The organism is Lysinibacillus sp. ACHW1.5 (genome assembly GCF_022014815.1).
Classification (GTDB): Bacteria; Bacillota; Bacilli; order Bacillales_A; family Planococcaceae; genus Lysinibacillus; species Lysinibacillus capsici.
Genome location: NZ_CP091777.1, coordinates 1,647,890 through 1,664,298 on the forward strand (window position 1 = coordinate 1,647,890; position 16,409 = coordinate 1,664,298).

The window sequence follows — 16,409 nt, forward strand, 5'->3', positions numbered from 1 at the left end:
ATATGGAACAGCCAAAAGAAAAAGATGTGCTTTTAGAGGTCAATCACTTATCAATTAAATTCCATTTAAAAAATGGCAAAGAGGCAAAAGTTGTGGAAGATGTGAATTTTACGATTCATAAAGGAGAAACCGTTGCACTGGTTGGTGAATCGGGAAGTGGCAAAAGTATTACATCCTTAGCCATTATGCGGCTGCTGCCTATACCTCCAGGAGAAATTACGTCAGGTTCTATCACTTTAAACGGTAAAAATCTACTTACCTATAAAAATAAAGAAATGAGCCGTATACGAGGCAATGAAATTAGTATGATTTTTCAAGAGCCCATGACCTCTTTAGATCCCGTTTTTACGATTGGCAATCAAATGATTGAAGGCATACGAAGACACCAAAAGGTATCGAAAAAAGAGGCATGGAATAAAGCGCTACAGCTTTTAAAAGAAGTCGGGATTGCGAATGCAGAAAAGGTCATCGCTGAATATCCTCACCAACTCTCAGGCGGGATGCGACAACGAGTTATGATTGCCATCGCAATGTCGAATAATCCGCAGCTATTGATTGCGGATGAGCCAACTACTGCACTTGATGTCACGGTTCAGGCACAGATTTTAAAGCTGATGCTAAAAATGAAGGAAGAGCATCGATCAGCCATTTTATTCATTACCCATGATATGAGCGTTGTTGCAGAGACAGCTGACCGCGTTATGGTGATGTATGCGGGACAGATTGTCGAGGAGGCCCCAGTAAGAGAGCTCTTTTTAAATCCACAGCATCCTTATACAACAGCGCTTTTAAAGACGATGCCAAGCCTTGAAACAGATGTCAAAAGGCTACCATCGATTCCTGGTACTGTGCCACCTGCGTATGCATTACCTGACGGCTGTCGCTTTGCGCCACGCTGTCCCCATGCGCTGGCACATTGTCATCAGGAGCAACCTGCTGTTCATCACATTCAGGAGGCCCATAAGGTACGCTGTCATTTATTCACGGAGAAAGGAGAGCTGGCTCATGACAGAGAAAGAAGTTTTGTTGGAAATTAATCATTTAAAAGCCTACTTTCCTGTGAAGCGTAAGTCGATGAAGGAAGAGAAAAAGGTCATAAAAGCGGTTGATGATATTTCGATTGAGATTTATAGAGGGGAAACACTTGGTATTGTTGGCGAATCAGGCTCAGGAAAATCCACCTTTGGGCGAACAATTTTAAAGCTTGTTGAACCAACAGCAGGAGAAGTGTTGTATAAAGGACAACCCATCCAGCATTTAAAGGGGAATAAGTTACAAAGTTACCGCAATCAAATGCAAATGATTTTTCAAGATCCCTTTGCCTCTCTCAATCCTCGAATGCGAATCGGTTCTATAATCGAAGAGCCGATGAAGCTACAATTAACCTTGACGAAGGAGCAACGCAAAGAGCGTGTGAAGGAGCTATTACAAAAGGTAGGGCTACCTGAGGATGCCATGCATAAATTTCCACATGAATTTTCTGGTGGGCAGCGGCAGCGTATTGGAATTGCACGGGCATTAGCGATTCATCCAGAATTCATTATAGCCGATGAGCCCGTTTCAGCATTGGATGTGTCGGTGCAATCACAAGTGCTCAATCTCATGATGGATTTACAGGATGAATTTCAATTAACCTATTTATTTATCTCACATGATTTAAGCGTTGTGAAGCATATTAGTGACCGTGTGGCAGTGCTGTATTTAGGTAGAGTAGTGGAGATTGGGACAAAGAAGGAGCTATATGCCAATCCGTTGCATCCCTATACACAAGCATTACTATCTGCAATACCAGTTGTTAATTTTGATGAGCCTAAGCAAGAAATACTTTTACAGGGCGAGTTACCAAGTCCGATGAATCCACCTGTTGGCTGTGTCTTTCATACACGTTGCCCGCATGTGATGGAAAGATGCCATCAGGAGAGACCGAAGCTTCACAATGAAAATGATCATCAACGAGTAGCCTGTTTTTTATATGATAAAAAATCAGAAAATTATAATTATTTAAAAAGTGAGGTGTGAAGAATGTTTGGCAATATAACGGATGTGCCAGGTGTTAAGGTAGGACATCGCGAGAACAAGGAGGGCATCACAGGCTGTACGGTGCTAGTAGTGGAAAACGGAGCAGTTTGTGGAGTGGATGTTCGAGGCTCTGCACCAGGTACTCGTGAAACAGATGCGTTAGATCCCATCAATGAAATTGACCGAGTTCATGCTATTTGTTTAGCTGGGGGTAGTGCGTTTGGGTTAGATGCTGCTACAGGCGTCATGCAATTTTTAGAGGAGCAAGGGATTGGGGTAGATGCAGGAGTAGCAAAAATACCGATTGTACCAAGTGCTGTACTCTTTGACTTGTTTATCGGTGATCCACATGCACGACCTACAGCACTAATGGGCTATGAAGCGGCACAAGCGGCACAAGTTGGCTCATTTCCAAATGGCAATGTAGGCGCAGGCTACGGAGCAACTGTAGGCAAATTAGCTGGTCCAGAATTTGCTATGAAGGGTGGACTTGGTAGTGCTTCCTATGCGGGAAAAGATGGTCTTGTAGCAGGTGCTATCGTGGCTGTCAATGCAGTTGGAGATGTCAAGGACCCGACAACGAGGAAAATTTTAGCTGGAGCAAGAGATACGCATTCTGGTCAATGGGTGGATTGCTGTGCCTATTTAGAGCAACATGCACAATCAGAGGCTTTAGCGGGTACAAATACAACCATTGGTGTTGTGGCAATGAATGCCAAGCTAACGAAGGCTGAGGCTAAAAAGATTGCGCAGCTTACGCAAAATGCCTTAGCACGCACGATTTATCCTGTTCATACGATGCTGGATGGCGATACGATTTTTGTGCTTGGTACAGGGAATCAATCCTATGCACTTGATTATTTAGGCCAGCTAGCGACAAAGGTGATGGAGGAAGCAATTCTGGCTGGCATTAAAGCCGCTGAACGATTGGCGGATGTTGAGAGTTATACAAGCATTCAAAAGACAAGCACTTAGAAAAAGGGGGAACAGCCATGCAATGGAAAAAAAGCGGATTAATACTACTAACAGTGTTAATGGCAATCGTTATGGCAGCGTGTTCAAGTGATGGAGAGAAAACGACGACTACTTCAGGTACTACAGATGGTCAAGCGGCAACAGATGCTCCACAGGAAATTGTTGTACGTGTGAATGATGATCCAGATTTTTTAGATCCACATAAAGCGACAGCGTCCATTTCTTATCAAATGATTCTAAATATCTTTGAGGGGCTAATGGCTCCTGAAACGGATGGCTCCTTAAAGGAGGGACTTGCTGAAAGCTATGAAATTTCTGAGGACGGCTTAACCTATACGTTTAAAATTCGCCAAGGTGTGAAGTTTCATAATGGTGATGATTTAACGATGGAGGATATTCAATATTCCTTTGACCGTTTAATGGGGAAAAATGGTGGGGAAAAAATGTCCAATAGCTTTGATAATGTAGCATCTACAGAGGCGCCTGATGCAAGTACATTTGTGATTAAGCTAAAAGAGCCAAATTCAAATTTCTTGTATTCATTAACAGGCAGACAATCAGCTATTATTCCAAAGAGCAATGATGGGAAGCATAATGAAAATCCAATTGGTACAGGTCCATTTGCCTTTGTGAAATATGCACCAGGTACAAATTTAGAGCTTAAGAAAAATGAACAGTATTGGCAAGAAGGATTACCTTATTTGAATAAAGTAACCTTTGCCTTCCAATCAGATGATCAGGCAGCCATTATGAGCTTAATGGCAAACGAAGTTGATTTAACGAGTGTTCCTTGGCACCGTGTGAGCGAGGTAGAGGGAAGCTATAATTTATCACACCAAAATAATAACTCTTCTCTTATTGTTACATTTAACGAAACAAAGGCACCATTTGACAATGTGAAGGTTCGTCAAGCAATCAATTACGCCATTAGTAAAGCCGATATTATTGACTCTGTGTTTGCAGGCTATGCTGTGCCACTTGGCTCTAATATGAGTCCAGCGATGGGCGATTTCCAAAAGAAGGGCTTAGAAAGCATGTATGAGCGAGATGTGGAAAAAGCGAAGGCGTTATTAGCAGAAGCAGGATATCCGGATGGCTTTAAAACAAAAATTACAGTGTCTTCACACAATGATATTTACTCAAATATTGCCCAAATTGTCGTAGCTAATCTACAAGAGATCGGAATTGATGTAGAAATTGAAGTAGTGGAATGGGGAATTTGGCTAGATCGCGTTTACTTTGGTCGTGACTATGCAATGACAACGATTGACTTAACAGGTCGTGCATCTGCTTTTGAAGTGTTGAATGATTACATTTCTACAAACGATAGTGAAAACTTCTTCTTATTTAAAAATGAAGAATACGACAAAATTATGGCTGATGTTTTAAAGGAAACCGACCAAGCCAAGCAAATAGAGTACTATCATCGTGCACAGGAAATATTAGCTGAGCAGGCAACAGCAGTGTATATTGCGGATTATCAAATCGTTTGGGGATCTGACAAACAGGTGACGGGGCTCAAGAGCTATCCATTCTGGTTCCACGATATGTCAGAGGTCAAGTTTTCAAACTAGAAAGGGATGAGTGCTTATGATGTATATCCTACGTCGAATCATCCTGTTAATAACAACCATCCTTCTAGTATCCATTATTACATTTGGTGTTTTTCAAATTTTACCTGGTGATCCAGTTCGCACAATGCTAGGAACAGAGGCGGATCCCACTCAAATTGAAAATTTACGATCTGAGCTTGGCTTGGATCGTCCTCTTTATGAACAATATGTGGATTGGATGAAGGGCTTATTGACAGGGCAATTAGGGAATTCCATTCGATTTTCCATGCCAGTAAAAGAATTACTATTTGATCGACTTCCTGTCACCATGTCATTAGCAGGACTCACCCTTATCATTGTCTTAATCATCTCATTACCTTTAGGGATGTTTGCAGCAAGAAGACAAAATAAATTAAGTGATGTGTCATTATCGACTGTAACCCAGATCGGTATGGCAGTGCCTTCCTTTTGGTTAGGGATGATGCTTATTCTTTACATTGGCCTACAGTTCAGCTTCTTTAAAATAAGTGGCTATATACCTTGGACACAAAGTGTAGCAGGGGCGCTCAGTACCCTAATACTTCCTGCCTTAACGATTGCGATTCCCCAAATTGCGGTGAATTTTCGTTATGTTCGTACAGCCATTTTGGAGCAGGTCCAGCTCGATTATGTCCGTACGATACGCAGTAAAGGGATGTCTGAACAAAATGTAATGTATAAGCATGTTTTGAAAAATTCCATGATTCCGATATTGACGGTTTTTGGGTTGATTATGGCGGAGGTTGTGGCAGGAACGATTATTGTGGAGCAGGTGTTTTCATTGCCAGGGATTGGTCAGTTATTGATTACGGCTATCAGTAATCGTGATTTTCCACTCGTACAAGGGATCGTTATGTATATTACAGTAGCTGTCGTCATGATTAATTTTATCGTGGATGTTTTATATTCTGTGTTGGACCCTAGAATTCGATTACGTTAAGAGGTGACTACCATGAAACAATTACAGCGCTATACTAAAAAAATCAATTTAGTCATTGGTCTCCTCGTCATTGTTGGCTTTCTGCTCGTCATGATTGTTAGCTTTTTTTATACACCCCATGATGTCAACGCGATGAATATACCTGAAAAATTGCGTGGTCCAGGTGGTGCCTATATGTTTGGAACAGATGAATTTGGGCGAGATATTTTTAGTCGCATTATGAAGGGGACACAAACAGCCTTTGCGGTGGGTCTATTAACTGTTGCGATTGGAACGATATTTGGTATTCTCATAGGCGGAATTGCAGGCTATGTTGGTGGCTGGGTCGATGAAATATTTATGCGTACGATGGACGCTTTAATGGCCTTTCCAGGAATCATCTTAGCATTAATGCTTGTAGCAGTATTCGGCCCAGGAATAACGAATACAGCGATAGCGCTGGGGATTATCGCGATACCTGCTATTGCGAGGATTGCCCGCAGTGGCTTTGTGCAACAACGTGACTCGGAATATGTGCTGGCAGCGAAATTAATTGGTGTTAAGCCTTATAGCATCATGTTTCGTCATATTTTGCCAAACATTTCGTCGCAAATTATTGTGGCAGCAACTGTGACTTTTGCGACAGCCATGTTAGCCGAGGCAGCACTGAGCTATTTAGGGCTTGGGGTACAGCCACCAAACCCTAGCTGGGGTAGAATGTTAAAAGATTCACAAGCCTATTTAATCGGTGCCCCTTGGTATACGTATGCCCCTGGAGGAGCCATTACCATTCTTGTTTTAGGCTTATATATGCTCAGTAATGCTTTACGAGATTTTATGGACCCGCGTTCAAAATCGTAATAGATCAGGTGCTGTCTTTTGCAACAGTTCATATGCCTTAACTGCCATCTCAATATTGAGGCGATGGGGAGCTTGTAAAAAATCAGCACCTAGTATACTTTCTAAGCGTTCTATTCGTTTGTAAAGTGTTTGACGGACAATAAACAGCTGTTCTGCAGTATCATTTTTAGCTCCATTACAGGACAGATAAACAGCTAATGTTTGAAATAAATCATGGCTACTTTTTTGGTCTAATACTAAAATTTCCTGTAAATAATCTTTTACAAATTGTAAGAGAGCTGTTTGATCCTGCTGTAATAACAATCGATAAACACCTAAATCCTTATAATAGATGGAGCTCGTCAATTGATGATGCTGCATTTGGATGGCTGATTTGGCTTCCTTATAGCCCAGATGAACACTTTCGATCGTTTGATAGACATTGCTAATACCATAGCTAAGGGTAAGTTGCTCAAAAAATTGTGCTGCTTTTCTTGCAATGATTTGTGAAATGGCTTGATCAAAAGCGTCGCGATTGTCTTTCATATAATCTGCGGCAATGAAAAAGGCTAAAATAATTATCTCGTGCTGTCTTACTGAAACAGTAGGGAAAAAGCCAAGCTTTTTCAGAATCGAACGAACATACATGGCATTTTGTAGCTGGATTTCCTGCCATTCTTCTTCAGGTACAGTATTGGCTTCATCATGTAGATTGAACACGATAACTCGGTAAAATAAATTACGACTTTCGATTGGTAAATAGCTTTGGTAGTATTGAATATCTACTGGCTGACCTTGAATTAAGGCTAGTATGAATTCATCTTCCCGGCTTTGCTGTCGCTCTTGAAGCATGCGGTTACGCATTAAAATATGGGCAATCGACATAGTTGCTCGTTCAAGATTTAACAAGGTGTAATCACTCTGCTTTGGCAGTTCAGAATGCATACATAAATAGCCCCACACTTGTCCAAGTCCATTAACAGGAATAATGACAAAATGGTCTTTACCCAAGGATAGAAGGTACAAGGGATCTTGTAGTTCTAACTGCTGACAATGCTCCTCCATGACACGTAAATATTTTTTAGCCTCCATAGGATAATAAAAGCTTTTTGTATCTTCTGAAACAAATAGAAAGGGAGCATTTGTATCTTGATGGAGCACTTGTAATATTTTTAAAATACCATTTGGCATTAATGATAATTCCATAAACGTTTTGGATAGTGTATCTAGCTGTGTAAGTGCCTGCTGGTGTTGATTAATTATGTACGTGTGCAAATCTTGCGTAATATCAATAAATCGTACAATTTCCTCAAAGATGATGATAGGGAAATGATGGGCATTTGCCATGGCAATCAATTCTACGGGAACATGGTCAAAATAGTCGCCAATTTCTATACAAAGACCAGCTGCCTCATTACGAATAAGGTTTTGTAAGTAGGCTATTTGTGTTTCTCGTTCTAGCTGTAAACCGACACCCGTCGTTAAAATTAATTCACCACCATTGATTAAGGTTTCAAAATCTTTAATTTCTAATATATGTGTCCACAATACTTGGCGATCTAGGCCGTGCTGCCCTGCAATAAGCTTCGCCGATTCAAAATGCTTGCGCTTGAGGACATCACGTACGAGTAGAGGATGTTTCGACATCAATTAGCACCTGCCCTTCGAATGTACAATGTCTATTTCATTATGTTAGAGAAATCAGAAAATTTCAATATTAACTAGCTTAATAGGGAAAATGGTGATAGACAAAAAGACACCGATGATACACGATTGGAGGTCATGATATGGAGCGAAACGATCAGTTTACACATACTTTACAGCAAAAAGATCATGAAAACATTTGGCATCACATGTCTATCTATAACGACAAAGCACCTCCCATTATTGAGCAGGGAGAAGGGGCATGGATTACAGATAGTTTAGGCAATCGCTTTTTAGATGGCATGTCAGGCTTATGGGCAGTGAATGTAGGGTATGGGCGTGAGCGTCTTGCTAGGGTTGCGTATGAGCAGCTAAAAAAGCTTTGCTATGCTCCTTTAACACAAAGCCATGAACCTGCCATCAGGCTCGCTGAAAAAATAAACAGCTTACTTGATGATGACTATATGATGTTTTATTCCACTAGTGGCTCAGATGCGAATGAAGTAGCGTTTAAGTTAATACGTCAATACCATCAACAAAATGGGGAAGGGAACCGCTACAAAATCATTGCTCGTTATCGGGGCTATCATGGCAGTTCACTTGGGGCATTAGCAGCTACAGGTCAGGCATTACGGAAATTTAAGTACGAGCCGCTGACACCAGGCTTCTTACATGTTGCTCCACCTGATCACTATCGTCGTCCAAAAGGGCAGTCAATTGAGGCATACAGCCTAGCACTTGCCCGAGAATTGGAAGAAAAAATTATTTGGGAGCAAAAAGAAACTATTGCGGCTGTCATTATGGAGCCACTCATCACGGGTGGTGGAGTGCTTATTCCACATCCAACTTATGTCAAAGAAGTCGAGCGCATTTGTAGAAAGCATGGAGTATTACTCATCATGGATGAAGTCATTTGTGGCTTCGGACGGACAGGTAAGCTATTTGGCCATCAGCATTTTGATATTCGACCAGATGTCATTACCATGGCGAAAGGATTAACGAGTGCCTACCTACCACTATCCATTACAGCTATACGGAAAGACATTTATGAAAAATTTAAAGAGACGGACGGCTATAGTCATTTTCGCCATATCAATACGTTTGGGGGCAATCCAGCAGCTTGTGCAGTGGCCTTAGAAAATATAAAAATCATGGAGGAGGAAGGACTTGTGCAGCGAGCAAGAGATTTGGGTATTCAATTCCTACATGATTTGCAAGACCTATTAGAGCTGCCTTTCGTTGGCGATATTCGTGGGCTTGGGTTACTCATTGGCATCGAGCTGGTTGAAGATAAACAATCTCAAACACCTGCTAAGCCTGAGCTAATCGCGAAAATCATGGCTGATTGTCAAGCAAATGGCTTAATTATTGGAAGAAATGGTGATACAGTTGAAGGCTTCAATAATATCATTACGTTAAGTCCACCGCTGTGCTGTACAGACGAGGACTTTGATTTTATGGTTGCTGTATTAAAACGAGTATTTGCAGCCAATGTCTAGCCTAAGGCGATTCCAAATGTGCGAAAAACACGAGGAATCGCCTTTAATACTGTCGTTTATGCCCTTTCTTCACCTCTTCCCAGTCAATTTCGATGTTATGCAACACACGTGTTAGTAGACTGTGAATGCTGTTAATCTCCTCATTGGAAAACCCCTCAAGCGCACGGGCATTGGAATATTCGCCCTCCCGTTTTAAAAAAGGATAGATGTCCATGCTTTTAGCTGTAGGAAAAAGTAATTTATTTTTCTTATTACCTTGTTCAATTCGTTTTTCAATAAAGCCTTTGGTCTCCAATTTTTGAATAGCTCGTGAAGCCGTTGTACGGTCTACCTTTAATAGCTCTGCGACTTTCTCTTGAATAATACCTGGATGTTCACAAATACGGATGACATATAAATATTGCCCCTTTGTCAAATCCAATTCCTTGAATTCAATATTGCTTATCGAGTCTAATGCCCGTGCTATGGCACCTATTTCACGTAAGATTTCTTTCATGTTCGATCCTCCTGAGATTTTTGTTGTAATTGCAATAAAAATCATTCTATACTAATACTATCATCTTCAAAGTGAAATTGCACCTAGAGAAGATGATAAGGCAGGAGAAACTAGGAGGAATAGTAATGACTATAAAAAAAGTGACAACTGAAGCAGAATTACAAACAGCGTTTGATTTTAGACGAAGCGTTTTTATTGAAGAGCAGCAAGTCCCTGAGGAAGAAGAATATGATGAATTTGATGCACTGGATGCTCCATGCGATCATATTTTGGTGTATTACAATGAGCAACCTGTTGGAACAGGGAGACTTCGAGTTGTAGAGGACTATGGCAAATTGGAGCGTATTTGTATATTAGAAGAATACCGCAAATATGGCCTTGGTAAGGAAGTTATTGTGGGCCTAGAGCAAATTGCTCGAGATAAAGGGCTAACAAAAGCAAAATTAAATGCTCAGTCCTATGCAGAAGGCTTTTATGAAAAATTAGGCTATCAGCGTGAAGGTGAAGAATTTATGGATTGTGGCATACCCCATATTTTAATGAAGAAATACTGGTAGCAGACGAAATTCACACGATTATAGAACATGCCAGACTTAGCGTCATACTTTGTAACTTTTTAATCGTTGCTTGGGTCTACTGCTGAAAGGGGGGATGTTGTTGAAGAAATGGATATGTCTTTGTATCATGTGTTTGTTGTTACTGACTGCTTGCGGTAGTCAAGTCATCATCGAATGGGTTGATTTAATCAAATGGGATGGTAAGCAATATGAAGCTGTATATGAAGTAGCGTTAGCCGATCGTTCATTCATTGATAAGGAAATAGGGGAAGTTGATTTTAAAGTGGCAGATCATATCAAAAGAACTTCCTATCGCTTTAAGGATGGCGATGCAGCCTTCCATGAGAAGGGAACAAAGCTTTATGCGATAAAGGGTCTGGACGATGCCATTGCGGTAGAGGATCAGTCGGTTATTAATGGCTATCGAATTTATATGATAAGAGCTGAAGCTCCGCCGCGACGGAATTTTGATCAGGTTCCATTAGAAGAAGTGAAGAAAATAGAATTTTACTCATCTACGGAAGAAGGCAATCGGAAAACGGCTAGCTATACAAACCAGTCTGACATGGCAGATATAAAGGCAATTTTAGTCAATAGTAAACCAGCCCCATCCTTTGAGCCAAATGGGGATACGAACCGTTATGATGTACTCCTTTATACAGACGATGCCATTGCTTTTCAATATGGCATACAATTTGATGGTACTACTTATTTTTGGTTTCCGTCAGAAAACGCGATTTTATCGAAGGATATACAGCAGTTTATTTCCAAAGATTAGCGTACTTCTCTAAAGAGAATTCCATGCTACTTTCTGTAATGGTTCAGGCGATCAGGAAGATTACCACTTTAGCAAAATGCTCCAATTAAAGAAAGCTGCCCAAACGATAAGGCAGCTTTCCTTTATTTTTTCTTTACAACCGTACCTGCAAAGCTATCATGAGGAAGACGTTGACCATGCTGCTGCTCAAAGGCTTGGCGATCTTTAAGATAATCGAACGTACTGATAGTGTCTCGATAAGCCATGCGTTTAATAATTTGACATTCTGATAATGGACGACCATCTTCATTTTCGAGTGTCAATCCCATTGCTTTGTAGCCAATCGTTTGTCCGTTTTTACGGTGTTGTGCATATTCTAGCGCCCACAATACCACAGTTGGCGTAACGAGTGCATGAACAGCCTCATTTTTTACTTTTTTTCGTAGGAAGTATTCAACTCCAAACGTGACAGCTGTTGAAACAGCTGTATCGATTAAAAATGCAGCTGTGCGTTTTTTTGTCATCGATTCCATATAAGCCCTCCTTTAATGACCTGTCACTAGTACATACGAACAATAAGGACAAAAAGTTTCGATTTATCCTAGTTTCATATCTAATGAAAGTACAGGATAGGATGGAATCGCCCCATGCTTTGTTGTTGAAATGCCCGCATATCCGTTTGCAAAAGATAGCAGAGACATTGCATACTGTTCACAATGAGCTACCACTTGATCTACTGTTAGTTGATTATGAAGAAATTGACTTAAAATCGCGCCAATAAAAGCATCACCAGCCCCAGTTGTATCAACGGTTTGTACCTTGTTAGCAGGAGCCTTCACATGATGCTTTTTCGTATATAAGGTAGCCCCAGCAGCACCATGTGTAATGATGATAACTTCTACATATCCCTTGAATAACGTTTGAACAGCTTCCTGTTCATCTTCTAGAGTTGTTAAAAACAACAGTTCTTCCTCTGAAAGCTTGACAATATGGGCTTTTGGTAAAAAGGCTAAAATGGTTTCACAACACGCCGTCTTATCCTGCCATAAAGGAAGGCGCACATTCGGATCGAAGGATATAAGGCTTCCTGCTTGATGTGCCTGTTCAATAAGGGCAAGATGTGCTTGTTTCATAGGACTCTCTACAAGATTAACAGAGCAAAAGTGAACGATATCGTGCGCTGTTAATAGCTGCGAGGGGAGGTATTCCTGTTTGTATAAGAGATCTGCAGCATGTCGGCGATAAAATTGAAAATCTCGTTCGCCATGTTCATTTAATGAAACAAAGGCAAGACTTGTTTCACCATCTGTTGATTGACGAATAAACTGTGTATCTACACCTGCTTGCTGCAACGTTTTGATTAGGAAGTCACCAAAGGCATCCTGACCGACTTGTGTGAGAAGGCCCGCCTGCTGTCCTAGCTTTGCACAGACAGCGGCTACATTGGCAGGTGCCCCTCCTGCATGTTTAGTAAAATGTTCAATGTTGGCTAGGGAGCCGTGCTGCTGTGTCGGTGTAAAGTCAATTAATAATTCTCCAATTGTGAAGAGCTTGCCCATTATGAGACCTCCTGTGGTAGTCGCTTTTTCTTAGGAACATAAATGGTATAAAAAATACCAGCGAAAATGAGAAGGATCCCCATCGTTTGCGTAAAGCTTGGCATAAAATCAAGCAATAGCATATCTAGTAAAATGGCGACAACAGGGTCGACAAAAACCAATACGGAGACAAGAATCGTAGACAGGCTACGAATACTATCAAAAAATAAATAGTAAACAAATCCTGTATGAATAAAGCCTGTGCCGAGTATATAAAACCAATTGGTTGACGTTAATCCATCAAACAGCGAGAGGTCGATAAAAGGCAGTAGTATCACGATTCCAACTGTTGTTTGAATATAGGTTAACGCATACGAGCTAAGCTTCGTGATGGTTTTGCTTGTTAGCATTGTAAGGGCATAAAATACCGCTGACAGTAAGGCCCAGATAAAGCCAGAATGCATAAATTCTGAGAACGACACAAAATTATTGAGACCGATGATAAAAATACTACCGATAAAGCAAGTGATTGTTGCAACAAGTGCCTGAATGGTCATTTTTTCCTTCAAAAAGATAGCGCCTAAAATTAACACAAATATGGGGGCTAAATTATAGATGGAAATGGCAATTGAAATGGACATTTCCTCAAAGGCTTTAAATAAAAATACCCAGTTTAACACAATAAAGACACCGCAAATAAGCGTTTGAAAAATTTCTTTCTTATCCCATACCTCTGTTTTATGTCCACCAGTGATGAGCCACATACCACCTAGAAAGAGGGTTGCGCAAATGCATCTAACAAAGACAAGCTCTGTAGCGGGAACACCAGTGTGAACGGTAAAAAAGCCGATGGAACCAAACAGTGCCATGGAGACGGTTAGTTTAATGATTGCTGAGATGTTCATCCGAAACCTTCCTTCTATTATTTTAGTAAACTATAAGTAGTAAATACAGCTATTCACGAATTTGGCCGTTGCCATGAATAACATATTTTGTTGATGTTAATGCAGGCAAGCCCATTGGTCCACGGGCATGTAGCTTTTGTGTACTAATACCGATTTCTGCACCATAGCCAAATTCAAAGCCGTCTGTGAAGCGGGTTGAGGCATTATGATACACTGCTGCTGCATCAACATTGTTTAAGAACGTCTCGGCGGTTAATTGATCTTCTGTAATGATGGCCTCAGAATGATTTGTGCCAAAGTATTGAATATGCTCAATCGCTTCATAGACATTTTCCACCAATTTAACGCTTATTTTTAAATCAAGGAACTCTGTCGCATAATCTTCCGCCGTAGCTGGAAGAGCAGCTGCAAATTGCTGACATATTTGCTCATCACCGATGATGGCTACACCTGCATGATGAAGGGACGTTAAAAGCTGGACGCCATGTTCTTGAAACCAAGTAGGATGAATGAGTAAGCTTTCTGCTGCATTACAAACAGAAGGACGCTGTGTTTTAGCATTTAGACAGATTTTCTCTGCTTTTATGTAATCCGCCATTTCATCCACGTAAATGTGGCAGTTGCCTGCACCTGTTTCCAGTACAGGAACAGTCGCTTCATTGACAACTAAATCGATCAGCGCTTTGCCACCACGAGGAATGAGCACATCCAAGTACTCTTTTAAATGGAAGAGTTCTTTGGCTGTTTCGCGGCTTGTATCCTCAATTAATTGAACAGCATCGGTAGGGATGGATGTTTTAGCAAGCGCGCGATGAATACTTGCAACAAGAGCCATATTAGAAAACTTAGCAGAGGAGCTTCCGCGCAAAATAACTGCATTACCTGTTTTTAGAGAGAGTGTTGCTGCATCGATCGTGACATTTGGTCGAGCTTCATAGATCATACCAATAACACCAAGTGGCACAATTCGTTTTTCAATGCGGAGCCCATTGTCTTTTTCAATACGTTCAACAATTGTACCTACTGGATCGTTTAAGGAGACGAGTAAATGAATGGCATCGGCCATTGCTGCAATCCGTTCTTCATTGAGCATGATGCGATCCAATGTAGACGCAGGGATACCTTGCTGCTCCCCTTGTGCCAAATCCTTTGCATTTTCAGCCATAATGTCAGATTGATCGATTAATAGCTGTTCTGCAATTTTTTTCAGTGCCTCATTTTTCTCGCAGGTTGTTTTAATATTTAACATGTAGCTTGCGGCTTTTGCGCGTTGTCCTTTTTCTTGAATTTCACTTGTCATTTGTCATTCCTCCTTAATTCGTTTGAATTTTCAGCCATTTGTCTCGATGAATTACCTCAATAGGGCTTTTCAGCAATGTATCAGTCCGTTTTCCCATGGCAGAGAGAAGCTCTTGGGAAGAGTACAGTACTTCGCCACGTCCTAGTAAGTCCTTCTCACTATAGACTTCTACAACATCACCATTGACAAACTCACCTTCTACACGATAGACGCCAGCAGGCAATAGACTCTTACCATTATTCATTAAGGCCTGTTCTGCACCACTGTCTATAAAAATTTTACCAGAAATTTCCGTGAGTGCAATCCACTGTTTATGATTTGTTAACACTGCGAGCTCATCATGCTCCACATAAGTGCCATCACCATGTCCTGCTAAAATATCGACGAGCTTCTGTGCACCATGACCTGTACCGATAAATACCTTCACACCTGCACGTAGCGCTGTTCGTGCTGCCAGCAGCTTAGAGGTCATGCCACCTGTGCCAACCTTTGATCCTGTTCCATCCGCAAAGCGTAGCAAATCGTCTGTAATAGCAGCTAGTCGATCAATGCGCTCTGCCTGAGGGTTTTTATTGGGATTGGCATTATAAAGGCCATTGATATCTGTTAAAATGATGAGCTGATCTGCATGGACAAGTCCACTGACGAGTGCTGAAAGCATGTCGTTATCTCCAAAGGTTAATTCACTAATTGACACTGTATCGTTTTCATTAATAATCGGTAGCATGGATCGCTCTAACAATTCCTCGAAAGTCGCATAGGCATTTTTATAGCATTCTTTTTTAGAAAAATCTGTTCGTGTCAATAATATCTGTGCAGGCATGATATCGTAAATACTAAATAAGGCACTGTACGTTTGAATAAGTAGGCTCTGTCCTACAGCAGCAGCTGCCTGCTTTCCTTTCACTGTCACAGGGCGAGCAGGGTAGCCAAGTTGTTTAAAACCCGCCGCTACAGCACCTGAAGAGACAAGTAACACTTCATGTCCCAATTTCTTCAACTCGGCGATTGCCTGTACATGGTCCATTAAGCGAACTTTATCGATTTCACCCTTCGCATTCGTTAAAGAGCTACTACCAATCTTAACAACAATTCTTTTTCTCTCCATCTCACGACCTCCATCATTGCTGAATCAAGATAAAAAAAGCCTTTTCATCCTAAAAATTAGGACGAAAAGACTTGCCTTCCGTGGTACCACCTACATTGAATATCATGCGACATTCCACTTTTCTCATAACGCTCGAGACTGCGCCTAGTTTGGCTAGGACGTTTCACGAAGTAGGTTTCATTAGTCTTTCTTGTACAATGCCTTCCAGCCGATGGGCATCGCTCTCTTTTCAAGCAGTGGCTAACTACTGGTCTTCGTTC

General features: G+C 41.1%; 16 protein-coding genes. 9 read left to right on the forward strand and 7 right to left on the reverse strand.

What is annotated here, in order from left to right:
* The first annotated feature begins 2 nt into the window (after positions 1-2).
* From L6W14_RS07785 to L6W14_RS07810, 6 genes are read left to right on the forward strand one after another with little or no spacing between them, the layout of a single operon-like run.
* On the forward strand, positions 3-1,037 hold the full coding sequence (locus L6W14_RS07785; protein ID WP_237900215.1) for an ABC transporter ATP-binding protein: 1,035 nt from the start codon (positions 3-5) through the stop codon (positions 1,035-1,037).
* Positions 1,006-2,019 carry an ABC transporter ATP-binding protein gene (locus L6W14_RS07790; protein WP_066037719.1) on the forward strand — a complete coding sequence of 338 codons (1,014 nt, stop codon included), beginning with the start codon at positions 1,006-1,008 and terminating at the stop codon, positions 2,017-2,019. The genes L6W14_RS07785 and L6W14_RS07790 overlap by 32 nt, the downstream gene beginning before the upstream one ends.
* Before the next feature lie 3 nt (positions 2,020-2,022).
* Positions 2,023-2,994: a P1 family peptidase gene (locus L6W14_RS07795; protein ID WP_131519784.1), complete on the forward strand. Its 972-nt coding sequence runs from the start codon at positions 2,023-2,025 to the stop codon at positions 2,992-2,994.
* Between the two features lie 17 nt (positions 2,995-3,011).
* On the forward strand, positions 3,012-4,568 hold the full coding sequence (locus L6W14_RS07800) for an ABC transporter substrate-binding protein (protein WP_009374229.1): 1,557 nt from the start codon (positions 3,012-3,014) through the stop codon (positions 4,566-4,568).
* A gap of 16 nt (positions 4,569-4,584) precedes the next feature.
* Positions 4,585-5,526: an ABC transporter permease gene (locus L6W14_RS07805; protein ID WP_009374228.1), complete on the forward strand. Its 942-nt coding sequence runs from the start codon at positions 4,585-4,587 to the stop codon at positions 5,524-5,526.
* Positions 5,527-5,538: 12 nt separating this feature from the next.
* Positions 5,539-6,366 (forward strand): ABC transporter permease, encoded by an 828-nt coding sequence (locus L6W14_RS07810; protein ID WP_004229583.1) that lies wholly within the window; start codon positions 5,539-5,541, stop codon positions 6,364-6,366.
* Here L6W14_RS07810 and L6W14_RS07815 read toward each other — a convergent pair.
* The gene (locus L6W14_RS07815; RefSeq protein WP_237900217.1) at positions 6,355-7,992 is read right to left on the reverse strand and encodes a PucR family transcriptional regulator; all 1,638 of its coding nucleotides are present in this window, start codon (positions 7,990-7,992) and stop codon (positions 6,355-6,357) included. The two genes, L6W14_RS07810 and L6W14_RS07815, sit on opposite strands and share 12 nt — an antisense overlap.
* Before the next feature lie 140 nt (positions 7,993-8,132).
* Here L6W14_RS07815 and L6W14_RS07820 point away from each other — a divergent pair, with 140 nt between their 5' ends.
* Positions 8,133-9,488 (forward strand): aspartate aminotransferase family protein, encoded by a 1,356-nt coding sequence (locus L6W14_RS07820; RefSeq protein WP_131519788.1) that lies wholly within the window; start codon positions 8,133-8,135, stop codon positions 9,486-9,488.
* Between the two features lie 43 nt (positions 9,489-9,531).
* On the opposite strand, the gene L6W14_RS07825 is transcribed toward L6W14_RS07820, so the two are convergent.
* Entirely contained in the window at positions 9,532-9,984 is a 453-nt protein-coding gene (locus tag L6W14_RS07825; RefSeq protein WP_237900219.1) for a MarR family winged helix-turn-helix transcriptional regulator, read from the reverse strand.
* A 125-nt stretch (positions 9,985-10,109) separates the two neighbouring features.
* Here L6W14_RS07825 and L6W14_RS07830 point away from each other — a divergent pair, with 125 nt between their 5' ends.
* Both L6W14_RS07830 and L6W14_RS07835 read left to right on the forward strand, forming a co-directional pair.
* A complete protein-coding gene (locus L6W14_RS07830; RefSeq protein ID WP_066037722.1) occupies positions 10,110-10,541 on the forward strand; it encodes a GNAT family N-acetyltransferase in 432 nt (143 codons plus the stop codon).
* A 94-nt stretch (positions 10,542-10,635) separates the two neighbouring features.
* Complete coding sequence (locus tag L6W14_RS07835; protein ID WP_237900222.1) at positions 10,636-11,319, forward strand: hypothetical protein; 684 nt, start codon at positions 10,636-10,638, stop codon at positions 11,317-11,319.
* A 122-nt stretch (positions 11,320-11,441) separates the two neighbouring features.
* Here the strand turns inward: L6W14_RS07835 and L6W14_RS07840 are convergent, their stop codons facing one another.
* The 5 genes from L6W14_RS07840 to proB form a co-directional block, all read right to left on the reverse strand.
* Positions 11,442-11,831, reverse strand: coding sequence for an RDD family protein (locus L6W14_RS07840; protein ID WP_237900224.1), 390 nt, complete (start codon positions 11,829-11,831; stop codon positions 11,442-11,444).
* A 63-nt stretch (positions 11,832-11,894) separates the two neighbouring features.
* Positions 11,895-12,857: a carbohydrate kinase family protein gene (locus L6W14_RS07845; RefSeq protein WP_237900226.1), complete on the reverse strand. Its 963-nt coding sequence runs from the start codon at positions 12,855-12,857 to the stop codon at positions 11,895-11,897.
* The gene (locus tag L6W14_RS07850) at positions 12,857-13,741 is read right to left on the reverse strand and encodes a DMT family transporter (protein ID WP_131519793.1); all 885 of its coding nucleotides are present in this window, start codon (positions 13,739-13,741) and stop codon (positions 12,857-12,859) included. Before L6W14_RS07850 ends, L6W14_RS07845 begins: the two co-directional genes overlap by 1 nt.
* A 49-nt stretch (positions 13,742-13,790) precedes the next feature.
* Positions 13,791-15,041 carry a glutamate-5-semialdehyde dehydrogenase gene (locus tag L6W14_RS07855; protein ID WP_131519794.1) on the reverse strand — a complete coding sequence of 417 codons (1,251 nt, stop codon included), beginning with the start codon at positions 15,039-15,041 and terminating at the stop codon, positions 13,791-13,793.
* A 13-nt stretch (positions 15,042-15,054) separates the two neighbouring features.
* Positions 15,055-16,149, reverse strand: a complete 1,095-nt coding sequence (gene proB / locus L6W14_RS07860; protein ID WP_131519795.1) for a glutamate 5-kinase — start codon at positions 16,147-16,149, stop codon at positions 15,055-15,057.
* Positions 16,150-16,409 lie beyond the last annotated feature (260 nt).